Genomic DNA, 22,223 nt, shown 5'->3' on the forward strand with positions numbered 1-22,223 from the left:
GTCAGCGCTTCGCGCTGCCACCTCCCCATGGCTACGCCACAGGGAGGAATTCCGCGTCCGCAATCGGTGTCTGCGGCCATTCGCTATGTCCGTTCGTGTCGAGCGAAGTCGAGACACCCGGCAGCCTTGCGCCCAGCCCGAGGGGCATCTCGACTTCGCTCGATGCGAACGGGGCCGGTTGGGGCCGAAATCGGTCGGCTCCAGCCCACCCTCACCCCATTCCGTAAAACCGCGCCAGCCGGTCGAGCGCCAGCCCCAGTACCAGCTTCCCCGAACGCGCCGGCCAGCCCAGCGCCTTCTCCGCCCCTCCGATCCCCTCTCCCGCACACACCACGCGCCAGCAGATATCGGCAAGGCCAGGCCCGACATGGTCGATTGCCGCATGAAAGCGCCGGTGCGCGTCGATCCGTGCGAGCGACGCATCCGACGCCCGCGCTCCGCCCCGCCCCTTTGCCGGCGGCGCGGCGTCCCACCGCATCGTAACCCGCGCCGCCAGCCCCGCGCGCTCATAGTCGGCGCGCAACCGCTCGCCCGCGTGCAATTGCCCCTGCGTCAGCATCCCGCGCGACGCCAGCCAGGCGATCGGACTCTCCGCCACATTGACCGTGACATGCCGCATCGCCTGCGGCCCCGCCTTGTCCGGATCGATCCGGTCGTCGGGATGGATGCGCGTTTCGAGGCGGCGTGTAGTCATGCGATTCTCCTGTCTTGCACGACCGGCTTGACATTGGATTATTTTGTAGGAAAGAAGAAACCGATTTGGTTATTCGAGGATGAGCAATGATCAACAGCATCCGCGCCGTACGCCGCGCCAAAGGTCTGACGCTCGAGGAGGTCGGCCAGCGCTGCGACCCGCCGACGACCGCGCAGACGATCGGCCGCCTCGAAACCGGCACGCGAACACTGTCATTGGGTTGGATGAACCGCATCGCCAAGGCGCTGGGGGTCGAAGCCGCCGAGCTCGTCCAATTGCCGCAGGATACGCAGCTCACCATTACCGCGCACCTCGGCGCCGACGGCGCGCAGGCGCCGACGCGGGTCGAACAGGCGCTCACCGCGCGCCCGGGCGAGGACATGGTCGCCGTGCGCGTGACCTCGTCGATCGGCGATTATCGCGCGGGCGACGAAATCTGGTGCCGCCGGACCGAGAGCGACTGGACGCGCGCGCTCAACCGCGACATCCTCGTCCCACGGCCCGCCGGACGCTTCTTCTTCGCGCGCCTGCTCAATGTCGACGGCGAAAAACTCCACCTGCTTCCGCTTGGCACCGGTCAGCGCCAGCAGGTTGTCAGCAACCCGCCCTGGGCGGCGGTCGCGGTTCGGCTGATCCGGACCCTCTAACCCCGCGTTCGCCCTGAGCTTGTCGAAGGGCCGTCCTTTTTATCTAACTCGCCAGGGAACAACGGTGCTTCGACAAGCTCAGCACAAACGGAGGGGGTGTTGCGGATGACGTCCCCCCTCCGCGTCCTCTCGATCGCTACCCTCTTCCCCGATGCTGCACGGCCGAATTTCGGTCTGTTCGTCGAAAAGAGCCTTCGCGCGCTCGCGGCGCAGCCCCACATCGCGTTGACCGTGGTCGCGCCGGTCGGTCTGCCGCCGTTCCCGCTCTCGCTCCACGAGCGCTACCGCGCGCTGCGGAGCCTGCCCCGCACAGAGCAGTGGAACGGCCTCACCGTCCACCGCCCGCGCTTCACGTTGATTCCGCGCTACGGCGCGCGTTTCAACGCCGCGAAGGTCGCGCGCGCAGTGCTATCGGCGGCTCGGGGACAGCCCTTCGACGTCATCGACGCGCAGTTCTTCTATCCCGACGGCCCGGCGGCCATGCGCGTCGCCACAGCGCTGCGCCTTCCCTTTTCCGTAAAGGCGCGCGGCGCGGACATCAGCCATTTCGGCCATGATCCAGCGACCAGCGAACAGGTCATTGCGGCTGGGAGGAGCGCCGCCGGCCTGCTCGCCGTCTCCGAAGCGATGCGCCGCGACATGGCCGCGATCGGCATCGACGCGGCCAAGATCGCCGTCCACTACACGGGCATCGACAGCGCGCGCTTCCACCCCGGCGACCGCGCCGCCGCGCGCACGGCGCTTGGCATGGGCGACGCACCGGCCATTGCGACCGTCGGCGCGCTCATTCCGCGCAAGGGGCAGGCGCTCGTCATCGAGGCGCTGCCGTCGCTGCCCGGCGTCCACTATTGGCTGGCGGGCGCGGGGGACGAGGAAGCCCGCTACCGCACACTCGCGCAGCGATTGGGCGTCGCCGACCGCGTCCATCTGATGGGCCCGGTTGCCAACGCCGACCTGCCGATGCTCTATCGCGCCGCCGATATCGTCGTCATGCCATCGGCGAGCGAAGGACTCGCCAACGCGTGGGTCGAGGCGCTCGCCTGCGGCACCCCGATCGTCATCAGCAACGCCGGGGGCGCCGGCGAACTCGTCACATCGACGGTTGCGGGGCGCGTCGTCGACCGCACGCCGGAAGCGATTGCGGGGGCCGTCGGAACGATCCTCGCAGCCCCGCCGTCATCGATGGAGGTCGCCGCCACCCTTGCCGGCCGCTTCGACTGGGACCGCAACGGCCGCGAGCTGGCGGAGCATCTCCGCCGCTGCGCCGGCCGTTAGCAATCACACCACCGCGCCGTCGTCGTCCTTGCGCGCCACGCGTTCGGCGCCCTCGTTCACCGCGCTCGTGCGCGGCACGAAGCTGTCGGGACCGACCTTCAGCCACACCAGGATCGGCGCCGACATATAGACCGACGAATAGGTGCCGATGAAAATGCCGAGCAGCATCGCCGCGGTGAAGCCGAAGATCACGTCCGGACCAACCCACAACAACACCGCGAGCGCGATCAGCATCGTGAAGCTGGTCATGACCGTGCGCGCCAGTGTTTCGTTGATGCTGAGGTCAAGGAGCGGGATGATCTCCATCTTGCGATATTTCTTCAGATTCTCGCGAATACGGTCGAACACGACGATCGTATCGTTGAGCGAGTAGCCGATGATCGTCAGCAAGGCCGCGACGATGTTGAGGTCGAACTGCAACTGAGTCAGCGCGAAGAAACCGAAGGTCAGCGCAATATCGTGGAACAGCGCGAACAGCGCGCCGATACCGAACTGCCATTCGAACCGGATCCAGATGTAGATCGAGATCGCGATCATCGCGAGGCCGAGGCTGAGCAGGCCCGTGCGCAGCAACTCGCCCGACACCTTGCCCGACACCGTCTCGACCGATCCGGTCTTGGCGGTCGGGAAAGCCTTCTGGATGCCCGCGACAAGCTGCTTGCCTGCGGCGTCGGCCGCGCCCTTGCCGCCGTCGGGCAGCGCGGTGCGGATCGACACCGCCTTATCGGACCCGAACTGCTGGATCGTCGCCTCGCCAAGGCCGATCGCATCGACCTTTTCGCGTATCTCGTCGATCGGCGGCATCGCCTGCGCGAATTCGACGCGCACCGACTGGCCGCCGACGAAGTCGACACCGAAGTTCAGCCCGCGCACCGCGACGAGCGCGATCGACGCCACGATCATCAGGAAGCTGATCGCCATGGCGACATTTCGCCACTTCAGAAAATGGATGTTCGTATCGTCGGGGACGAGTTTCAGGAGACGCATGACCGGTCCCTCCTCAAATATTCAGCGACGCCGGACGCGTCTTGTGCAGCCAGCCCGCCGCGAACATCCGGGTGACGGTGACGGCGGTGAAGACGCTGGTGATGATGCCGATGGTCAGCACGACCGCAAAACCCTTGATCGGACCCGTGCCGAACCAGAACATCAGCGCCGCCGCGATGACGTTGGTGATATTGGCGTCGAAGATCGCGCGGCTCGCTTCCGAATAGCCGAGCTCGACCGCTTGGAAGACGCGCCGCCCGCGATGCAATTCCTCGCGGATTCGCTCGTTGATCAGCACGTTCGCGTCGACCGCGGCGCCGATCGTCAGCACGAAGCCCGCGATCCCCGGCAGGGTCAGCGTCGCGTTGAACGCCGCCATGATCGCGATGATCAGGAAGATGTTGAACATCAGCGCGACGTTGGCATAGATGCCGAAGCGGCCGTACACGACGATCATGAAGACGAGCACAGCGACCGTCGCGATGATCCCCGCAAGGGCGCCCTTGCGGATCGAATCGGCGCCGAGCTCGGGCGTAACCGTCCGCTCCTCGACCACCGTCATCTTCACCGGCAGCGCGCCAGAGCGCAGCGAGATAGCGAGATTGTTCGCGCTCGCCACGCTGAAGCTGCCCGAGATCTGCGCGCTCCCGCCGAGGATCGGTTCGTTGATCGACGGGGCCGACAGCACGCGGCCGTCGAGCACCATCGCGAAGCGCTTGCCGACATTCTGCGCGGTGACCTTGGCAAAGGTCGCCGAACCGCCCGAATCGAAACGGATGTTGACGACGGGCTGACCCGACTGCTGGTCATAGCCCTGCTTGGCGTCGAGCAGCTGTTCGCCGCTGATCATCACCTGGCGGCGCAGCACTTCATAGGGCGCACCGCCCGCGTTCGCACCCTCGGCATAGGGAACGATCTCGCTGCCGACCGGAACGCGACCGGCCGCGACCTCGGCCGGGTCGGCGTTGGCGTCGACCATGCGGAATTCGAGGCGCGCGGTCTTGCCGATCAGGTCTTTCAGCTGCTGCGGATCCTGCAGGCCCGGCACCTGCACGACGATGCGGTCGTCGCCCTGCCGGATGATCGTCGGCTCGCGCGTGCCCAGCGCGTTGACGCGCTTGTCGATAATCTCGCGCGCCGTATCCATCGCATTCTTGATCGCCTGCGTCTGGCCGGCGGCCGTCGGGGTCATGACGATCCGCGTCGTGTCGACGACGTCGATCCGCCAGTCGCGCTGCCCTGTCGCGATGCCGGCGCCGCCGGTCTCGTTGAACAGCCGGTCGCGCGCCGCGTCGAGCTGTCGCTGTTCGCGGACGAGGAAGCTGATCTTGCCGCCCGCGGTCGACAGTTCGCCGATCCCGATATCGTCGTCGGGCCCGCGCTCGCCGCGCATCGCGGTGCGCACGGTCTTTTCCATGTTTGCGAGCTGCGTCTTCTGCAGGTCGGCGACGTCGGCCTCGAGCAGCAAGTGGCTGCCGCCGGCAAGGTCGAGGCCCAGATTGACCTTGATCTGCGCGATGCCTGGCAGGCTCTCGAACGTCTTGGACGGCAGGAATGTGGGGATCGAAAAGAGGATACCGAGCAGCAGGATGATGCTGATGCCGATGGTTTTCCAGCGCGGGAAATCGAGCATAGGGGGAATTCCGATTGGTCTGGGCGGCGCCAAGGGGGCGCCGCCGGAACGTCAGTCGTTCGCGGGCTTGCCGCCCGGCGCCAGCACGTCGGACAGGGTCGACTTCACGACCTTGATCTTCACGCCTTGCGCGATCTCGACATCGGCGAATTCATCATCGACGCGCGTCACCTTGCCGACGATCCCGCCGCCGGTCACCACCTGGTCGCGCGGCTTCACCGCCGCGATCTTGTTGCGGTGCTCCTTCATCCGCACCTGCTGCGGGCGAATGAGGAAGAACCAGAAAACGACGAAGATCAGCAGATAGGGCACCAGCATGATGAAACCGGCGGCCCCGCCCCCGAATCCGGCCGCCTGGGTCAGAAGCAGGTTTGTCGACATGAATGAAAGACTCTCTCGTTGCAGCGACGGCCTTTCAAGGGATGAAAGACCATGCAAAATATGGCGCGGCGCCTATCACGCAGGGGCGCAGGGCGCAAGCAAGTCGCTGCATCCCTCCCCCGCGGCACGCGAAGCCGAAATGGGGTGCGCGGACCCAAGGTCAAGGGCGCACACATCGATCGCCCGCCACCGCCTGCCCCGGTCGGCCGACTTTGCTCAGGAGAGCCTTGCATCGTCTGCCAACCCGCGCTAGGGGCCACGCCTGCCCAATCGGGCCGGTCGGGACGTAGCGCAGCCTGGTAGCGCATCACACTGGGGGTGTGGGGGTCGGAGGTTCGAATCCTCTCGTCCCGACCAAAAATACCAATCATTTGCAATGGGTGAAGTAAGCGTCGCTGCATCTAGCAGCGCCACCCATTGGCGTCATCTAGCCTATATCTGGCAGCGCCGCCTGTTGTCAGGTGAATGAGCAATTATAATAGCTGCCCCACAGGTGAAGACAGCTGACGAGATCACCTTCAAATAGCTTCGTTACGCGGTCAGGGGCGACAAACTTGCCAGTCCTTGGATCAAAACCATCGGCAAGCATTACGTCTCCGGTTGGGTCGTAAATTATGCCAGACCAGTTATCGAGGAAACCTTCCGGGTTAAACGCCACTCGGATTGGAGGCCCCAGATCGACGGAATACTTAATCCCGCCGTCATCCTTAAACCAAGCCGGTTCAGGGTCAGCTTTGACTCTGGCGATGATCGCTTCGTAGCGGCTGTGGTTCACCATCAGCCTCGACATAGTGCCGGTGTAGTTGCCAAATCTTAGCAGAGGCCACGCTGCGCTGACCGTCACGACAAGAAGTAACGGGGCAATGGAATAAGTTAGAAATCGGTCGCGACTGCCGCTGACCCTTTTGCCATGCTGATAACTACGCACAAACCATATGATAGAGCCAACCAGCAGACCCAAAGTTGCGGCTGGAATGACCAGAATGGAGAGGAAAAAGCCGAAGCCTGCTGACCAGGCTCCTACAAAGCCGACAAGAAACGGAACGATGGCGATGAGTCCAAAAAACCGCGCGACTCGTTTGAGATATTCTTTCATCTGGCTATTCAACACGAGTTACGGCGGCTGCAAAGCTCTTCATCACAGCACCCCACGCCCGAAGGCGCAGGGTGCTGGCAGCGTCAGGCAGAAGAAGAACCTAGCCCCACTTCTGCGGTCGTTGGATTATCGAGGGACGCACCGCTATGCCTTGACGCAGCGTCAAAATGGAACCGCCGCGCTAACTGAACCTTTCTTCGTCTACCGTGCATCCTCCCGCCGCTGGCTGGTGACGCTAGTCGGGCTCGCGTTTCTCGTTCAGGCGATCCGGATCGCGGTCGCCTGAGGGCGGCATCTCCCCGGGACGCCGCCCTCGGCTCCGGTCAGTTCGCGTCCTGCGCCGGCGCGTCGTCCTGCGCGGCTTCGGGCGGCGGCGCCGAGGCACGCGCGCCGCGCATCGCCTCGATCTCGCTCTTGTCGACGAAGCCGTCGCCATTGGCGTCGAGATGCTTGAAGAAAATGTCGATCTTTTCGGGCGCCGCGAGCGAGGGATCGCCCTGCTTTTCCGCCCGCATCTGCGCCATCTTGGTGATCTCGGCCTTGTCGAGCTTGCCGTCGCCATTGGCGTCGATCATTGCGAAAATACGCCCGCCGTCGTGCGGCGGCTGGGCATAGGCCGCGGGAGCGATAAGCGCCAGCGGCGCGGCAATCAGAATCCGTTTCTTCACAAATCGTCCTTTATCGATGGGCGGCGCAGCCGCCAGATACCCTGAACAGGTGCACCCCGGACGCTCCATGACGGGGCGATTGTCGCAAAACTATGCCGGATGCGGCGGCGCGTTCTCCGCGCCCGCCCGACCACCCGGCATCAGGGGCGCAACACGACCTTCCCCACCGCCTCGCGTTTCTCGAGCATCGCAAAAGCCTCCCGCCAGTCGGTCAGGTCGAGCACGGCGTGGACATGCGGCCGGATCCTGCCCGCGGTCGCCAGCGCATCGATCGCCGCGACATTTTCCGCGCCGCGCTCGGGAAAGCGTCGCCCATATTCGCCCGCGCGCACCCCGACGACCGAGAATCCCTTGATCAGCGGCATGTTCACCGACACCTCGGGAATCCGCCCCGAAGCAAAGCCGATCACGAGCAGCCGCCCGCCGAAGGCGATGCAGCGCGTCGATTCGTCGAACACGTCGCCGCCGACAGGGTCAAAGATCACATCGGCGCCCTTGCCGCCGGTCAGCGCTTTCACCTCGTCGCGAAAGCCCGGCTCCGCCGCGATCACCGCATCGGGCGCATAGAGCCGGGTGATCGCCTCGCGCTTCACTGCGCTGCTCGCCGCCGCGATCACGCGCGCGCCCAGCGCCTTGGCCAGATCGACCGTCGCGAGCCCGACGCCGCCCGCGGCGCCATGCACCAGCACCCATTCGCCGGGTTCGATCCGCGCGCAGCGGACCAGCGCGACATAGGCGGTGAGATAGGCGACCGGATAGGCCGCCGCCGCCTCCCAGCTCATCGCCTCGGGCTTTGACCGGAGCGCCCCGGCAGGAACAACGGTATATTCGGCCATCGCACCGAACCGGTTGCCGCCGACCACCGCGTCGCCGACTCTCCAATCGGTGACGCCCGCGCCGACCGCATCGACTTCGCCCGAAAATTCCAGACCCGACACGAAGGGCAGATCGGGCTTCAGTTGATAACCGCCGCGCGTCATCAGCAGGTCGGGGAAATTCACCGCCGCGGCCCGCACGCGAACGCGCACCTCGCCCGCCCCCGGCCCCGGCACCGGAAGGTCGACCAGCCCCGCACCGGCATGGTCGGGCAGCAATTCACGCACCTGCAAAGCCCGCATCGAGAAAGGCCTTTCCTACAATGTACCCATATGGTTCGTTTACGGCACCCGGTAAACCGAAAGGAACGAATCATGCCACGACCCGATCCATCGACCTGCGACGCCGACGCGTTGATCGACGCCGTCATCGACCGCGAAGGTCGATATGTAAACCACCCTGCCGACCGCGGCGGCCCGACCTGTTGGGGAATCACCGAAGCTGTCGCGCGGTCGCAGGGCTATGACGGCTCCATGCGCGACCTGCCACGCGCAGAGGCTGCGATCATCTATCGCCGCCTTTATTGGCTGCGCCCCGGCTTCGACAAGGTGGCGCTGCGCGCGCCCCGCATCGCCGCCGAGCTCTTCGACACCGGCGTCAACATGGGCACCGGCACCGCCGTCGGTTTCCTGCAACGCGCGCTGAATGCGCTCAATCGCGCCGCGCGCGACTATCCCGATATAGCGGTCGATCGCGACATCGGACCGCGCACGCTGTCGGCGCTCGACGGCTTCCTGAAGGCGCGCGGCAAGGGCGGCGAGACCGTCCTGCTGCGTGCGATGGAGGCGCTGCAGGGCGAACGCTACATCGCGCTCGCCGAACGCCGTCCCAGCCAGGAGGCGTTTCTCTACGGCTGGCTCGCGAACCGCATCGCGGGCGGCTGATGCCCCATCGCGCGTCATTGGGCTGAACTTTACTGAACTTTGAAACCTTGAGGAGCATTGCCATGAGCATCATCGAAGGCCTGATCGGCCCGATCGCCAAGCTGATCGACAAGATCATCCCCGACCCCGAGGCGCGCGACCGCGCCAAGCTCGAGCTCTTGAAGCTTGAGGGGAGTCAGGAGATGGAGGCGATCCGCACCCGCATGACCGCAATCGTCGCCGAAGCGAACAGCGCCGACCCCTGGACCAGCCGCGCCCGGCCGAGCTTCCTCTATGTCATGTATGCGCTCTTGCTATGGGCGATCCCGATGGGCCTCATCGCCGCCGCGCGCCCCGACATGGCCAAAGGCATCGCCGAGGGCATGAACGCCTATCTCGCCGGCATCCCCGAACCGCTCTACGCGCTCTTTGGCACCGGCTATCTCGGCTACACGGCGGCGCGCGCATGGGGGAAAGCTAAGGGGGTGGAGAGCTGAGGCCGACACTCCCTACCCTTTAGGGGAGGGCAGCGAGACTTGGGAACTTGTTCCCTAGTCGCAGCGGGTGGGGGACCTCGGCGTTGCGCAATCTCGGCAGGCCCCACCCCAACCCCTCCCCTGAAGGGGAGGGGCTTTCACCCCTCCACCACCGCCGCCAGTTTCGCCAGCGAGCTATTGAGCCCCGCCACATGATCCTTGGCCGAAATCCCCGGCGGCACGTGATGCGCGTCGATCGTCACCAGCGTGCCGCCGCCTTTGCGCGACAGATACCAGTGCATCGCCATCGTCCCTGAAAAACGCGGATCGTCGGATTCGAACGCGACCTCCCAGACGATCAGCCGCCCGTCGTCGAGGACCGGAATGTGGACCTCGACGATGTCGGCATCGTCATCGCTCTTGGTCTCGATGTCGGGATCGTCAAAGGTCAGCCGCAGCCGGAAGCCGCCGCCTTCGCTAAGGTCGCAACGATCGAATTCACCCGCCGCCCCCTCGGGCGGCAACCAGCGTGCGAGCTTGTCGGCGCTGGTGAAGGCGGCGAACACATCGACCAGCGGCGCCGCGATCAGCCGTTCGGCATGATCGGTGCGCCGCGTCTTCTTGGTGGGTCTCAAGCGAGCGCGGCTTTCACGGCCGCGACGGCATCGTTCGCCGCGCCGCCGTTCGGACCGCCGCCCTGCGCCATGTCGGGACGGCCGCCGCCGCCCTGCCCGCCGAGCGCCGCGACCGCGGCCTTGACCAGATCGACCGCGCTATGGCTGCCCGTCTTGTCGTCGGTGACCCCGACCGCGACCGAAGCGCGTCCGTCATTGACCGCGACCAGCATCGCGACGCCGCTGCCGACCTGTTTCTTCAGGCCATCGACCGTGCCGCGCAGCTCCTTGGGGTCGAGCCCGTCGACGACCTGCGCGAGGAACGCCACATCGCCGACCTGCTCGACCGCCGGGCCCGTCGCCGCGCCGCTGCCACCACCCATCGCCAGCGCCTTCTTCGCGTCGGCCAGCTCGCGCTCGGCCTTCTTGAGCTGCTCGGCGAGCGCCGCGACGCGCGCCGGAACCTCGTCGGGCGAGGTCTTGAGCGCCGCCGCCGCCGCCTTCAACGCCTCGTCGCGGCCATTGAGCCATGCGCGCGCCGCCTCGCCGGTCAGCGCCTCGATGCGCCGCACGCCCGAGGAGACCGCGCTTTCGCTGACGATCTTGAACAGCGCGATATCGCCGAGCGCGCGGACATGCGTGCCGCCGCACAGTTCGACCGAATAGCTGTGGTCGTCGGCACGGCCCATCGACAGCACGCGCACCTCGTCGCCGTATTTCTCGCCGAACAGCGCCATTGCGCCCGCCGCGATCGCGTCCTCGGGGGTCATCAACCGCGTCGTCACCGCGTCGTTACCGCGGATCTGCGCGTTCACATCGGCCTCGATCTCAGCAATCTCCTCGGCGGACAGCGCCTTGGGATGCGAGAAGTCGAAGCGGAAGCGATCCTCGGCGACCAGGCTGCCCTTCTGCGTCACATGGTCGCCCAGCCGGTTGCGGAGCGCGGCGTGCAGCAGGTGCGTCGCGCTGTGGTTGGCGCGGATGCGATCGCGCCGCGCGGCGTCGACGGTGAGCTGGACCGTATCGCCGACCTTCAACGTTCCCGCCTCCAGCCTGGCCTGATGCGTGTGCAGGCGGCCGAGCGGCTTGCCGGTGTCGCTGACGGTCGCTTTGACGCCTTCCAGCGTCGCGATCGTCCCGGCGTCACCCATCTGGCCGCCGCTCTCGCCATAGAAGGGGGTCTGGTTGGTCAGCACGACGACCTCGTCGCCCGCCTTCGCCTCGCCGACCGGCTTGCCGTCCTTCACCAGCCCGATCACGGTCGCCTCGCCCGCGGTCGAGGTATAGCCGGTGAACTCGGTGCTGCCGTTGGCTTCGGCGAGGTCGAACCAGATTTCGTCCGACGCCTTGTCGCCGCTGCCCTTCCACGCCGCGCGCGCCGCCGCCTTCTGCTGCGCCATCGCCGCGTCGAAACCCGCGCGGTCGACGTTGATGTCGCGCGTGCGCAGGGCATCTTCGGTCAGGTCGTAAGGGAAGCCATAGGTGTCATAGAGCTTGAACGCGACCTCGCCGGGCAGCGTATCACCCTTGCCCATGCCGACGGTCGCTTCGTCGAGCAGCTTCAACCCCTTGTCGAGCGTCTGACGGAAATTGACCTCCTCGCGCTCCAGCGTCTCGGCGATCAGCGGCTGCGCGCGGATCAACTCGGGATAGGCGGCGCCCATCTCTGCGGTCAGCGACGGCAGCAGCCGGTGCATCAACGGATCCTTCGCACCCAGCAGATGCGCGTGGCGCATCGCGCGCCGCATGATCCGGCGCAGCACATAACCGCGGCCCTCGTTCGACGGCAGCACGCCGTCGGCGACGAGGAAGCTCGATGCGCGGAGGTGGTCGGCGATTACGCGATGGCTCGCTTGGCTTCCGCCTTCGGCCGGTACGCCGGTCAGGTCGACAGACGCCGCGATCAGCGCCTTGAACGTATCGGTATCGTAATTGTCGTGAACGCCCTGCAGCACCGCCGCGATGCGTTCGAGCCCCATGCCGGTGTCGATGCTCGGTCGCGGCAGGTCGACGCGTTCGCCGCCGGGCAACTGTTCATATTGCATGAACACCAGGTTCCAGATCTCGACGAAGCGGTCGCCGTCCTCCTCCGGCGATCCCGGCGGGCCGCCCCAGATATGGTCGCCATGGTCATAGAAGATTTCGCTGCACGGACCGCACGGCCCGGTGTCGCCCATCGACCAGAAATTGTCGCTGGTCGGGATGCGGATGATGCGATCCTCGGGCAGACCCGCGATCTTGCGCCACAGGTCATAGGTCTCGTCATCGGTGTGATAGACGGTCGCGGTCAGCTTTTCCGGCGGCAGGCCCCAGGTCTTGGTGATCAGGGTCCATGCGTGGTCGATCGCCTGTTCCTTGAAATAGTCGCCGAAAGAGAAATTCCCCAGCATTTCAAAGAAGGTGTGATGCCGCGCCGTATAGCCGACATTGTCGAGGTCGTTGTGCTTGCCGCCCGCGCGCACGCACTTCTGCGACGAGGTCGCGGTGCTGTACGGACGCTTCTCCAGCCCGGTAAAGACATTCTTGAACGGCACCATGCCCGCATTGACGAACATCAGCGTCGGGTCGTTGTACGGCACCAGCGGCGCCGACGGCTCGATATGGTGGCCCGCCTCCCCGAAATAGTCGAGGAAAGAGCGGCGAATGTCGTTGGTCGAGGTCATGCGCGCGATCTAGTGCGACACGCCGCGTTTCTCAAGCATTACGAACGAGAAGGTAGCGCGCCGTCAGCGCGCGCACAGCCCGTCGAGTTCGTCGTCGGTCAAACCCCGCTGCTCGACCAGCGCGGTCGGAATGAACTGCACGTCATATTGCGAGATGCGATATTCATTCTCGCGCACCCGCTGCACCATGATCCCGCCGCATGTTCCCTCGATCCCCGGATGATCGTCGATCACCGAAAAGAAGGCATAGGCGCCCGGATAGGCGGCCCCCGCCGGATTGTTGCTCCACGTCACGAACTTCGGCGTGAGCGTCCCTGCGCTGCCCGTGCGCCCCTGCGTCGCGCCCTTGACCAGCCCGTCCCAGTCGGCCTTGCTGATCTCGATGATCGGATCCATCATCGCCATGCCAGCAGCATCGCCGCGGTTCAGCCGATCGAGAAAGCGCGTCACGAAGACCGTCACACTCGCGGTCTCCGCCGCGCTTGCGGTCCAATCGGCGGGCACCGGCTTGTACGGATCGGTCGCCGGATCGAAGCAGAAGAAATTCTGGCGCAGATTCTCGATCAGCATCACGTTGCGCGCCGTGTCGATGCGGCTGTCGAAATAATGACGGCCAAAGCGGGTTCCGAGCTTGCCGCAGCGACGCACCGCCTCTGCCTGCACCCGTTCCATGACCTTGCCGAAGGCCGCCGATTCAAAGCTGTCGACTGTTGCCGTATAGCCGCGGCCGGGCACCGCATCGATCCGGATTCCCGGCTCGGTAACCGCCAGCATCAATGCCATCGCCAGAAAACTCATGCCGCCCACCCCCTGTTGGCGCCGCGCTCCACGGCGGGGATCATATGGGATCGGGCGGCAAGGCTCGACAAGTCTAATTTCTTCGGGTTGTCTGACCCCCTCAAAAGGAGGTGGCGATGCCCTTGCCGAGATAGCAGGGCAGTTGCTGCAACACGTCGGCCTTCGGCACGCCATCCTCCACCAACTGGGGCGGGACTTCGGACGTGTCGATCCGCACCACGGTGAAGCCGTCGCCCGGTTTCGCGCGGTGAACGACAACATAGCCGCAGTCCATCGTCCCGTCCGCCCGGTCGCCGCGAAAATCGAAAGCGGCATACAGCCCCGGGGGCTGCCCGGCAGGGTCGGGATACCAGCTCAACCGCAGGACGCGGATCCGGCCATCGGCCCATATCGCGGCGCGCTTGCGCAGGTTCATTTCCCATTCGAGCCGCGGGTTCGCCGCCTGGAAGGACAGGCGCAGCATCGCATAGGCCGCAGCATAGTCGCGCCGCGCCAGCGCCAACACATATTCGGCGAAACGATCGGCCGCTCCCTTCTCATCCGCCGCCGTCGGCGTGAAAGTCACACCCTCGGGCACGACCACGTCGCGCTCGACCTCGGGCGCAACCGGCGGCGGCGCGCCGAAAGCCGCCGGGATACCGGAAAGGAGGAAAGCCGACATCAACCACAGCCGACCGCCGGGCCGGCGATCAATAGCCATAATAGGCGCCGCCCTTCTCCCGCGCGCGGCGCCACGCCGGCCGATCGTGGCATGCATTCACGAAATTGGCGAGTTTCGGAAAGCGCTGCGCCAGTCCCTGCATGATCGCGATCTCGGCCGGAAAGCTCAGCATGATGTCCGCGGCGGTCAGATTGTCGCCGACGAAATGCCCGTCTTCGCTGACGGCGTTTTCCATATAGGCAAAATGCGAATCGAGTTGCTGCGTGATCCGCGCCTCGAGCGGCGCGGCCGCTTCGCCGAGACGCGCCGTATAAATGCGCAGCAGGATCGGAGTCATCGCCGAGCCTTCGGCAAAATGCATCCATTGCAGGTGGCGGACATGATCGTCGGTGCCCCGCGGCGGCACCAGTTTCTCACCGCCGTGATAGTCGCAGATATATTCGGCGATCGCCGCCGACTCGATGATGATGCGCCCGGCATCCTCAAGCACCGGCGACTTGCCGAGCGGGTGGACCGCGAGGAGTTCGGGAGGCGCCAGATTCGTGACCGGGTCGCGATCGTAGAATTTGATGTCATAGGGCGCGCCAATCTCTTCGAGCAGCCAGAGGATGCGCTGCGAGCGGCTGTTGTTGAGATGGTGGACGATCAGGCTCATCGCTCTCTCCTTCGGGGGTCAGGACGGATAGGGTCCGTTACGGTCGATCAGCGCCGCGAGTTCGCGCACGAGCTTGGCGCCGAGGATCGCCGTGACGCCGCCAACGTCCCGGCCGGGATGATGCTCGACGATGTCGGCGCCAACGATCGGCGCGGTTTGCTTGTGGAGGACCGCCAGCACCTCGCGGACGGTCAGTCCACCCGGCTCGGGATGCGCGACGCCGGGCGCTTCGGCGGGATCGATGCCGTCGAGGTCGATCGAGATGTAGAGCGGCCCCTTGAGCACAGGCACCGCGCCCGGTGTGAATCCGGCCATCGGGACGATCTCGACCCCGAAGCGCTCGGCCTGCTCGCGGCAATGTCCGTTCAGCGTCCGGATGCCGACCTGCACCAGCCGACTGGCATGGCCAGCCTCGCAAATGCGCGCGAAGGGCGAAGCGTGGCTGCGCGGATTGCCGCCGAAATCGTCGTAGAGATCGGGATGCGCGTCGAAGTGAAGGATGTTGAGCGGACCGAAACAGGTTGCCGCCGCCTCGACGAGCGGAACGGTCACCGCATGATCGCCGCCGAGCGCCAGCGGCACCTCACCATCTTCCTGCAGCATGGTGACGTGGCGCCGGATCGCCGCATCGTCGCGCGCCGTATCTTCGCTGAGCGGCAGGTCGCCGTCGTCGGCAAAGGCGATATCGACGCCGATCTCGGGCCCAAGCTCGCTCGCCAGATTGCCGCGATCGCTGCGCAAGGCGGCGCGGATCGCCGCCGGCCCCGCCGCCGCGCCGCGCTCGAAGCTGCTGTTGACGTCGGTGGGCAGGCCGAAAAGACGGATCGCGGGCATGGGCTGCTTGTAGCCGCTGGCGAAGGTCGCGCAAGGCGCTGCCGGTCGAGAATTGGCGCAAGGAAATCGCCATTCCCGATCGCCGGCGAGCGATCAACGGCGGGCGGGCCGACCTGCAGGAGAGGGGCTGCGCAGGTGCATTGCAGTCGCAAGGAGACCGCGGGGCCCGCCGCCGTCGGCCGGCCGGTTTCTCGGGAGATCGGGAAAACCGGCCGGATGGCGTCATTGTCAGTAGCGGCGATCAAAGATCGCCATCGTCGCCTTCATCGTCCGGACCGGCCATCATCTCTTCGGCCACCGCATCGGTACGGCTACGGATCGCGCTTTCGAGGCGCTGCATCAGTTCGGGATTTTCGGTCAGGAAATTCTTCGCATTCTCGCGGCCCTGCCCGATGCGGATCGAGTCATAGCTGAACCAGGCGCCCGACTTTTCGACGAGCCCGGCCTTGACGCCGAGGTCGAGGATCTCGCCGATCTTCGAAATCCCCTGCCCGTACATGATGTCGAATTCGACCTGCTTGAACGGCGGCGCGACCTTGTTCTTCACGACCTTCACCTTGGTGGTGTTGCCGACGATCTCGTCCCTATCCTTGATCTGGCCGGTGCGGCGGATGTCGAGACGGACCGATGCATAGAATTTGAGCGCGTTGCCGCCGGTCGTGGTTTCGGGATTGCCGTACATCACACCGATCTTCATGCGCAGCTGGTTGATGAAGATCACCATGCAGCGCGAACGGCTGATCGAGCCGGTGAGCTTGCGCAGCGACTGCGACATCAGACGCGCCTGAAGCCCGACGTGGCTGTCGCCCATCTCGCCCTCGATCTCGGCCCGCGGAACGAGCGCGGCGACCGAGTCGACGACGAGCACGTCGATCGCGTTCGAGCGGACGAGCGTGTCGACGATTTCGAGCGCCTGCTCGCCCGTGTCGGGCTGCGACACGATCAGTTCGTCGATGTCGACGCCCAGCTTCCGCGCATAGACAGGGTCGAGCGCGTGTTCGGCGTCGACGAAGGCAGCGGTGCCGCCCATCTTCTGCGCCTCGGCGATGCAGTGCAGCGCCAGCGTGGTCTTGCCCGAGCTTTCGGGGCCGTAGATTTCGATGACGCGTCCGCGCGGCAAGCCGCCGACGCCGAGCGCGATGTCAAGGCCGAGCGAGCCGGTCGAGATCGCCTCCACCTGCATCGCTTCCTTCGAGCCCAGCTTCATCACCGAGCCCTTGCCGAACGCGCGATCGATTTGCGCGAGCGCGGCGTCGAGCGCCTTCTGCCTGTCCGTTCCGTTCACTGATTTCCCCGATTCGACGAGTGACAATTGTCCGGCCATGACCGTCCCTTTCCAGCTCTAGAGCGACGGTAGAAGCATCGCAATGGCAGACTATGTGCCATATTTGTTCTCGTGGAACAAGTGGGGAACAAAGAAAAATCGAACGATCGGTAATACTCAGTTTCCGGCCGAAAATTCGTCCAGCACCGCTTCGATATCGCTGATCCGGAACGGCTTGGCGACCAGCCGCCGGTGCGCATGTTCCGCCGGAATGATGTCGCCGCCGCCCGAGGTGAAGGCGAACGGAATCCCCCGCGCGGCCAGTGCATCGGCGATCGGCCAGCCCTTTTCGTCGCCAAGGTTGATGTCGACGAGCGCACCGTCGATCGATCCGGCGCCGATGATCGCCAGCGCCTCGTCATTCGTCGTCGCCTGCGCGGGTTCGGGCAGTCCGAGCGCGTCGAACATGTCGACGAGCATCATGCCGATCAGCACATCGTCCTCGACGAGCAGAATGCGATTCGCGTCAGCCATTGGACGCCCGATGCGCCGCATTGTCGAGCGCCGCCGACACCGCCTCGGCAAGCTGCGCGACCGAGAAGGGCTTGGGCAGGAAGGCGACATCGTCGATGTTGATCGACTGGCGAAGCTGTTCCTCGGCATAGCCCGACATGAACAAGACGGGCAGCGCGGGCCGCTTCTTGCGCATCTCGCGGACCATCGCGGGACCGTCCATGGTCGGCATCACGACGTCGCTGACGACAAGATCGACCTTTTCCATCCCGGCGAACCGTTCCAAGCCCTCTTCTCCCTGCGATGCGGTGACGACCGTATAACCCGCACGGGCCAGTGCTCGTTCCGCGACCGCGCGCACCATATCCTCATCCTCGACCAGCAGGATGGTTCCGGTGCCCCACTGGCTCTTCTTCGGCTTCGACACCGGCGTCGGCGTCGCCGGAGCGCCGTGCTCGGCGCGGTGGACGGGAAGGTAGATGGTGAAGCTGGTTTCGCCGGGCTTGCTGTCGGCAAAGATGAAGCCAGCCGACTGCTTGATGATGCCATAGACGGTCGACAGCCCGAGCCCGGTGCCCTTGCCGACGTCCTTCGTCGTGAAAAAGGGCTCGAAGATCTTCGGCAGCACGTCGGCGGGGATGCCGGTGCCGGTGTCGCTGACCTTCAGCGCGCTATAATCGGCGGGCGGCATGAACTCGCTGCCCATCTGGCGCACGTCGGCCGCCGATACCGGATAGGTCTCGATCGTCAGCGTGCCGCCGCCGGGCATCGCGTCGCGCGCATTGACCGCGAGGTTGATGATCACCTGTTCGAGCTGGCCCGGATCGGCGCGCACCGGGCCGAGCCCGCGGCCATGGTGGACCGACAGCTGGACGGTATCGCCGATCAGCCGCTTCAGAAGGTGCGACACCTCCGAAATGACGTCGGGCAGTTGCAGGATCTGCGGCCGCAACGTCTGCTGCCGCGAGAAAGCGAGCAATTGCCGCGTCAGGCTGGCGGCACGGTTCGCGTTGCTGCGGATCTGCTGGATGTCGTCATAGTCGCTGTCGCCGGGCGTGTGGCGCATCAGCATCAGGTCGCAGCTTCCGAGCACCGCAGTCAGAATATTGTTGAAGTCGTGCGCGACGCCGCCCGCAAGCTGGCCGACCGCCTGCATCTTCGAGGCCTGCGCGACCTGCCGCTTGAGCCGCGATTCCTCGCTCGAATCCTTGAGGCTGAGCAGCACCGCCGCCTCGCCGAGCCCGCGCACGCCGACGACGCGCATCGACACCGGATCGTCACCCTGCCCGACCAGCCGGATCGACAAATCGCCGCCGACCTGTTGCCCGCTGCTGTGGCGCCGGATCATGTCGGCGAGCGGCCCCTTGTCCTCGCCGACGACAAGGTCGCCCGGATAGCGCGGCATTCGGCCTTCGCCGACATTGCCGGCGCGTTTGAACGCGCGGTTCATGTAGAGAAACCGGCCGTCGCGATCGACCAGCGCGAGCCCGAAAGGCAGCAGCGAAAGCAAGGTTTCGACATAGGCCTGCGCAGTGCCGCGATCCGCCGGCCCGATCTCTTCGTCGAGCATCGCCAGCAGCACCGGGCCATGCGCGTCGGCGGGGGCGAGCGGGATCTGGATCATCCGCACCGGCGTCGCGCGGTCGCCCTCGCGCGCGAAATAGAGCGAACCCGCTTCGTCGAGCCGCAGCATCGCCGACACGTCGCGCCCGACATAATGCGCCTGATCGGCCTCATCGAGCGCACGGAGCAGAAAGGCGCGGTTCGCCGAGCGGAGCCGCCCCTCGGCGCTGACGAGCGCCGCCATGACGCCCGCCTGCGCGAGCGTCAGCCCCGCCGGCCCGTCGAGATGGCGGACGATCTCGGTCGCAAGATCGATCCGCTCGTTTGCCGAAAAGCGCCAGACAAGATAATCCTCGGCCTGCCCGGTACGGAAAATATGCGCGCGAAGCTGCAACGGCCCGACGGCGATATCGTCGGCGACGCCCTCGCCGTCGCGCCATGCGGTGCGGCCGGCGTTCTTCAATGCCTCGGCGCCGCGCGCATCGACCGGCAGACCCGGCGGGGTGACGAACCCGCCGAACCATGTCGCGAACAGATCGTTGGCGCATACCAGCCGCCCGCCGCGGTCGGTCACCGCCACCGCGACATCGTCGTGGTTCACTGCGACGCGCAGCATCGTCCAGTCGGGCAGCGCGGCTTCACCTGCGGCTGCGGCGGGGAACAGACGGCGGGCCAGCAACGCGCCGCCCGCCGCGATCGCCAGCCCGGCCAGAAAGCCCGCCGCCAGTACGACGTTTCCGGTCGCCCAGAACAGCAGGCCGACCGACAGGAGCGCAAGACCGCCGAGCACGGCCAGATCGACGCGCGACAGATTGAACCGCGCGCCGAGCGGTCCCGCGGGGCCCGCCCCCCTGCTGAAATCGGTCTCAGCGGAGGGCAGGCTTTGCGCGGTCAAATGACACTCTTTCTATTGGCGCATCACCAGATGCGGACACGATCCTTGGGCGCCAGATAGAGCTTCTGGCCTTCCTTTACGCTATAGGCCTTATACCACGGGTCAAGGTTGCGCGAGACCCAAGTCCGCTGGATCGAGGGCGAATGCGGATCGGTCGTGATGCGCTGCGCCAGATTCTGCTCGCGATAGTTGCGCCGCCACACCTGCGCCCAGCCGAGGAAGAAGCGCTGGTCGCCGGTCAGCCCGTCGATCACCGGCGCCGGCTTGCCGCCGAGCGACTTTTTGTAGGCGTCATAGGCGATGGTCAGGCCGGCGAGGTCGCCGATATTCTCGCCGAGCGTGAAGGTGCCGTCGAGATGTTCGCCGGGCAGCACCTCATAGGCGTCATATTGCGCGACGAGCGCCTTTCCGGCGGCCTCGAACGCCTTGACGTCCTCGGGCGTCCACCAGTCGGCGAGCTTGCCGGTCTCGTCGTATTTCGCACCCTGGTCGTCGAAATGGTGGCTGATTTCGTGCCCGATGACCGCACCGATACCGCCATAGTTGATCGCGGCGTCGGCCTTCGGATCGAAGAAGGGCGGCTGCAGGATCGCGGCAGGGAAGACGATCTCGTTCATCCCGAAATTGGCGTAGGCGTTGACCTCCATCGGGGTCATCCCCCACTCCCAGCGGCGGATCGGACCGCCGAGCCGGCCGATATTGTCGTCGTGCGCGAACTGGTTGGCGCGCAGCGCGTTGCCGAACAGGTCGTCGCCCCGGATCTCGAGCTTGCTGTAATCCTTCCAACGGTCGGGGTAGCCGATCTTGGTCGTGAAATTGGCGAGCTTCTTTTTCGCGCGCACCTTGGTGGCGGGCTGCATCCAGGTCAGGTTGCCGATGCGCGTGTCGAGCGCGGCGAGGACGTTCTTGACCAGCACGTTCATCGCCGCCTTGGTTTCGGGCGGGAAATATTTCGCGACATAATCCTGCCCGACGGCTTCACCCAGATTGTTGGTGGTGAAGTCGACGGCGCGCTTCCAGCGTTCCTGCATCTGCGGGGTGCCCGAGAGCGCGGTGCCATAGAAGGAGAAGGCTTCCTTCGCGACCGCGTCGGGCAGCACGCCCGAGAAGCTGTCGAGGCTGCGGACGGTCAGGATGTCGCGGATCAAACCGATCGGCGCGTCGGCGATCAGCTTCGCCTCGCCGGTAAAGGCGCTCGGCTGCGACACGAGGAGCGAGTCCTCCTTGACGCCGATGCCGCGGATGAAGGTCGTCCAGTCGAAGCCCGGCGCGGTCCTGGCCAGTTCGTCGATGGTCATCTTGTTATAGACCTTGGTCGCGTCGCTGCTGTCGTTCTTGTCCCAGTGGACCGTCGCGATCTGCTTTTCGAAATCATAGATCGCCTTGGCGCGCGTGCCGGCGTCCGCCTCGCCCGCCAGCGTCAGGACGTTTTCGAGATGCTTGAGATATGCGGCCTGCAGCTTGGTGTTGCGCTCGCTGTCCTTCAGATAGAAATCGCGGTCGGGCATACCGATGCCGCCCTGCCCGATCGTGTAGATATAGACGTCGGGATTCTTGTCGTCCTGCCCGACATAACCGCCGAAGAAGTGCGCCACGCCATTGCGGTCGGCCTCGGCGAGCAGAGCCGCAAGGCCTGCCTTGTCAACGCTGCGGATCTTCGCCAGCCAGGGCTGGATCGGCGCGAGGCCCTTCGCCTCGACCGCCGCCGAATCGAGGTACGATGCATAGGCGCGCCCGATCATGCTGTTCGGGTCGGCCTTCGCCGCCTCGAGGATTTCCTGCGTGCGCTTCTGCGACAGGTCGGCCAGCGCGGTAAACATGCCATAGTTCGACTTGTCGGCCGGAATCGGCGTGTTCTTCGCCCAGGTGCCGTTGGCATAGGCATAGAAATCGTCGCCCGGCTGGACGGTCTTGTCCATGCCGGTGAGGTCGAAGCCGAAGTCGCCGATTTGCGGCTTGGCCGACGCGGACGTCGCCGGTGCGGCCTTATCCTTGGCAAGCGCGGGCACAGCGCCCAGCAGCATGGCGCCCAGCGCCGCGGTCGCCATCAGGCGCGAAGAAATGTTCGGACGGTTCATGATGTTCCCCAGATGAACAAATGGATAGCGCGCCCGCGGTTCCCTCCGCCAGCGCGATCTTGCGATGGAACAGCTATAGGCCCGCTCCG

The 22,223-nt window shown here is 65.6% G+C and carries 21 protein-coding genes and 1 tRNA gene; 5 read left to right on the forward strand and 17 right to left on the reverse strand.

Annotation, left to right across the window (positions count from 1 at the left end):
- Positions 1-211 precede the first annotated feature (211 nt).
- The gene (locus J1N50_RS06705) at positions 212-694 is read right to left on the reverse strand and encodes a DUF6456 domain-containing protein (RefSeq protein WP_215351509.1); all 483 of its coding nucleotides are present in this window, start codon (positions 692-694) and stop codon (positions 212-214) included.
- Between the two features lie 86 nt (positions 695-780).
- Between J1N50_RS06705 and J1N50_RS06710 the strand changes: the two genes are divergently transcribed.
- Together J1N50_RS06710 and J1N50_RS06715 are read left to right on the forward strand one after the other, a co-directional pair.
- Positions 781-1,341 (forward strand): helix-turn-helix domain-containing protein, encoded by a 561-nt coding sequence (locus tag J1N50_RS06710; protein WP_215351512.1) that lies wholly within the window; start codon positions 781-783, stop codon positions 1,339-1,341.
- Between the two features lie 105 nt (positions 1,342-1,446).
- The gene (locus J1N50_RS06715; protein ID WP_215351515.1) at positions 1,447-2,616 is read left to right on the forward strand and encodes a glycosyltransferase; all 1,170 of its coding nucleotides are present in this window, start codon (positions 1,447-1,449) and stop codon (positions 2,614-2,616) included.
- 3 nt (positions 2,617-2,619) lie between these two features.
- On the opposite strand, the gene secF is transcribed toward J1N50_RS06715, so the two are convergent.
- From secF to yajC, 3 genes are read right to left on the reverse strand one after another with little or no spacing between them, the layout of a single operon-like run.
- Positions 2,620-3,603, reverse strand: coding sequence for a protein translocase subunit SecF (gene secF, locus J1N50_RS06720; RefSeq protein ID WP_215351518.1), 984 nt, complete (start codon positions 3,601-3,603; stop codon positions 2,620-2,622).
- Between the two features lie 13 nt (positions 3,604-3,616).
- Positions 3,617-5,236 (reverse strand): protein translocase subunit SecD, encoded by a 1,620-nt coding sequence (gene secD / locus J1N50_RS06725; RefSeq protein ID WP_215351521.1) that lies wholly within the window; start codon positions 5,234-5,236, stop codon positions 3,617-3,619.
- A 51-nt stretch (positions 5,237-5,287) separates the two neighbouring features.
- Positions 5,288-5,617: a preprotein translocase subunit YajC gene (gene yajC, locus J1N50_RS06730; protein ID WP_215351524.1), complete on the reverse strand. Its 330-nt coding sequence runs from the start codon at positions 5,615-5,617 to the stop codon at positions 5,288-5,290.
- Positions 5,618-5,897: 280 nt separating this feature from the next.
- Between yajC and J1N50_RS06735 the strand changes: the two genes are divergently transcribed.
- Positions 5,898-5,974, forward strand: a tRNA-Pro gene (locus J1N50_RS06735).
- Positions 5,975-6,074: 100 nt separating this feature from the next.
- On the opposite strand, the gene J1N50_RS06740 is transcribed toward J1N50_RS06735, so the two are convergent.
- The 3 genes from J1N50_RS06740 to J1N50_RS06750 form a co-directional block, all read right to left on the reverse strand.
- A complete protein-coding gene (locus J1N50_RS06740) occupies positions 6,075-6,713 on the reverse strand; it encodes a hypothetical protein (RefSeq protein ID WP_215351527.1) in 639 nt (212 codons plus the stop codon).
- Positions 6,714-7,036: 323 nt separating this feature from the next.
- Positions 7,037-7,381: an EF-hand domain-containing protein gene (locus J1N50_RS17745; RefSeq protein ID WP_215351531.1), complete on the reverse strand. Its 345-nt coding sequence runs from the start codon at positions 7,379-7,381 to the stop codon at positions 7,037-7,039.
- Positions 7,382-7,521: 140 nt separating this feature from the next.
- Positions 7,522-8,499, reverse strand: a complete 978-nt coding sequence (locus J1N50_RS06750) for an NADPH:quinone oxidoreductase family protein (protein WP_215351534.1) — start codon at positions 8,497-8,499, stop codon at positions 7,522-7,524.
- Positions 8,500-8,571: 72 nt separating this feature from the next.
- Here J1N50_RS06750 and J1N50_RS06755 point away from each other — a divergent pair, with 72 nt between their 5' ends.
- Together J1N50_RS06755 and J1N50_RS06760 are read left to right on the forward strand one after the other, a co-directional pair.
- Entirely contained in the window at positions 8,572-9,141 is a 570-nt protein-coding gene (locus tag J1N50_RS06755) for a glycoside hydrolase family 108 protein (RefSeq protein WP_215351537.1), read from the forward strand.
- 62 nt (positions 9,142-9,203) lie between these two features.
- Complete coding sequence (locus tag J1N50_RS06760; protein WP_215351542.1) at positions 9,204-9,617, forward strand: holin family protein; 414 nt, start codon at positions 9,204-9,206, stop codon at positions 9,615-9,617.
- Between the two features lie 137 nt (positions 9,618-9,754).
- Here the strand turns inward: J1N50_RS06760 and J1N50_RS06765 are convergent, their stop codons facing one another.
- The 10 genes from J1N50_RS06765 to J1N50_RS06810 form a co-directional block, all read right to left on the reverse strand.
- On the reverse strand, positions 9,755-10,231 hold the full coding sequence (locus tag J1N50_RS06765) for an SRPBCC family protein (protein WP_215351545.1): 477 nt from the start codon (positions 10,229-10,231) through the stop codon (positions 9,755-9,757).
- A complete protein-coding gene (alaS, locus tag J1N50_RS06770; RefSeq protein ID WP_215351548.1) occupies positions 10,228-12,873 on the reverse strand; it encodes an alanine--tRNA ligase in 2,646 nt (881 codons plus the stop codon). The genes J1N50_RS06765 and alaS overlap by 4 nt, the downstream gene beginning before the upstream one ends.
- Before the next feature lie 63 nt (positions 12,874-12,936).
- The gene (locus J1N50_RS06775; protein WP_215351551.1) at positions 12,937-13,671 is read right to left on the reverse strand and encodes a hypothetical protein; all 735 of its coding nucleotides are present in this window, start codon (positions 13,669-13,671) and stop codon (positions 12,937-12,939) included.
- Between the two features lie 100 nt (positions 13,672-13,771).
- Entirely contained in the window at positions 13,772-14,371 is a 600-nt protein-coding gene (locus J1N50_RS06780) for a hypothetical protein (protein WP_215351554.1), read from the reverse strand.
- The gene (locus J1N50_RS06785) at positions 14,361-14,987 is read right to left on the reverse strand and encodes a glutathione S-transferase family protein (protein WP_215351557.1); all 627 of its coding nucleotides are present in this window, start codon (positions 14,985-14,987) and stop codon (positions 14,361-14,363) included. The genes J1N50_RS06780 and J1N50_RS06785 overlap by 11 nt, the downstream gene beginning before the upstream one ends.
- 18 nt (positions 14,988-15,005) lie before the next feature.
- A complete protein-coding gene (locus J1N50_RS06790) occupies positions 15,006-15,821 on the reverse strand; it encodes an arginase family protein (protein ID WP_215351560.1) in 816 nt (271 codons plus the stop codon).
- A 241-nt stretch (positions 15,822-16,062) separates the two neighbouring features.
- Positions 16,063-17,145 carry a recombinase RecA gene (gene recA, locus J1N50_RS06795; protein ID WP_058457444.1) on the reverse strand — a complete coding sequence of 361 codons (1,083 nt, stop codon included), beginning with the start codon at positions 17,143-17,145 and terminating at the stop codon, positions 16,063-16,065.
- Between the two features lie 117 nt (positions 17,146-17,262).
- A complete protein-coding gene (locus J1N50_RS06800) occupies positions 17,263-17,619 on the reverse strand; it encodes a response regulator (RefSeq protein WP_215351563.1) in 357 nt (118 codons plus the stop codon).
- On the reverse strand, positions 17,612-19,972 hold the full coding sequence (locus J1N50_RS06805; protein WP_215351635.1) for a hybrid sensor histidine kinase/response regulator: 2,361 nt from the start codon (positions 19,970-19,972) through the stop codon (positions 17,612-17,614). Before J1N50_RS06805 ends, J1N50_RS06800 begins: the two co-directional genes overlap by 8 nt.
- Before the next feature lie 107 nt (positions 19,973-20,079).
- Positions 20,080-22,134, reverse strand: coding sequence for a M13 family metallopeptidase (locus J1N50_RS06810; protein ID WP_425516932.1), 2,055 nt, complete (start codon positions 22,132-22,134; stop codon positions 20,080-20,082).
- Between the last annotated feature and the right edge of the window lie 89 nt (positions 22,135-22,223).

This window comes from Sphingopyxis soli (genome assembly GCF_018682675.1).
Lineage (GTDB): Bacteria > Pseudomonadota > Alphaproteobacteria > Sphingomonadales > Sphingomonadaceae > Sphingopyxis > Sphingopyxis soli.

What these genes read in the sequence shown, in the direction of transcription:
- J1N50_RS06705 (WP_215351509.1), bottom strand. Translation starts at nt 694, where the DNA reads ATGACTACACGCCGCCTCGAAACGCGCATCCATCCCGACGACCGGATC.
- J1N50_RS06710 (WP_215351512.1), top strand. Translation starts at nt 781, where the DNA reads ATGATCAACAGCATCCGCGCCGTACGCCGCGCCAAAGGTCTGACGCTC.
- J1N50_RS06715 (WP_215351515.1), top strand. Translation starts at nt 1,447, where the DNA reads ATGACGTCCCCCCTCCGCGTCCTCTCGATCGCTACCCTCTTCCCCGAT.
- secF (WP_215351518.1), bottom strand. Translation starts at nt 3,603, where the DNA reads ATGCGTCTCCTGAAACTCGTCCCCGACGATACGAACATCCATTTTCTG.
- secD (WP_215351521.1), bottom strand. Translation starts at nt 5,236, where the DNA reads ATGCTCGATTTCCCGCGCTGGAAAACCATCGGCATCAGCATCATCCTG.
- yajC (WP_215351524.1), bottom strand. Translation starts at nt 5,617, where the DNA reads ATGTCGACAAACCTGCTTCTGACCCAGGCGGCCGGATTCGGGGGCGGG.
- J1N50_RS06740 (WP_215351527.1), bottom strand. Translation starts at nt 6,713, where the DNA reads ATGAAAGAATATCTCAAACGAGTCGCGCGGTTTTTTGGACTCATCGCC.
- J1N50_RS06750 (WP_215351534.1), bottom strand. Translation starts at nt 8,499, where the DNA reads ATGCGGGCTTTGCAGGTGCGTGAATTGCTGCCCGACCATGCCGGTGCG.
- J1N50_RS06755 (WP_215351537.1), top strand. Translation starts at nt 8,572, where the DNA reads ATGCCACGACCCGATCCATCGACCTGCGACGCCGACGCGTTGATCGAC.
- J1N50_RS06760 (WP_215351542.1), top strand. Translation starts at nt 9,204, where the DNA reads ATGAGCATCATCGAAGGCCTGATCGGCCCGATCGCCAAGCTGATCGAC.
- alaS (WP_215351548.1), bottom strand. Translation starts at nt 12,873, where the DNA reads ATGACCTCGACCAACGACATTCGCCGCTCTTTCCTCGACTATTTCGGG.
- J1N50_RS06775 (WP_215351551.1), bottom strand. Translation starts at nt 13,671, where the DNA reads ATGAGTTTTCTGGCGATGGCATTGATGCTGGCGGTTACCGAGCCGGGA.
- J1N50_RS06780 (WP_215351554.1), bottom strand. Translation starts at nt 14,371, where the DNA reads ATGGCTATTGATCGCCGGCCCGGCGGTCGGCTGTGGTTGATGTCGGCT.
- J1N50_RS06785 (WP_215351557.1), bottom strand. Translation starts at nt 14,987, where the DNA reads ATGAGCCTGATCGTCCACCATCTCAACAACAGCCGCTCGCAGCGCATC.
- J1N50_RS06790 (WP_215351560.1), bottom strand. Translation starts at nt 15,821, where the DNA reads ATGCCCGCGATCCGTCTTTTCGGCCTGCCCACCGACGTCAACAGCAGC.
- recA (WP_058457444.1), bottom strand. Translation starts at nt 17,145, where the DNA reads ATGGCCGGACAATTGTCACTCGTCGAATCGGGGAAATCAGTGAACGGA.
- J1N50_RS06800 (WP_215351563.1), bottom strand. Translation starts at nt 17,619, where the DNA reads ATGGCTGACGCGAATCGCATTCTGCTCGTCGAGGACGATGTGCTGATC.
- J1N50_RS06810 (WP_425516932.1), bottom strand. Translation starts at nt 22,134, where the DNA reads ATGAACCGTCCGAACATTTCTTCGCGCCTGATGGCGACCGCGGCGCTG.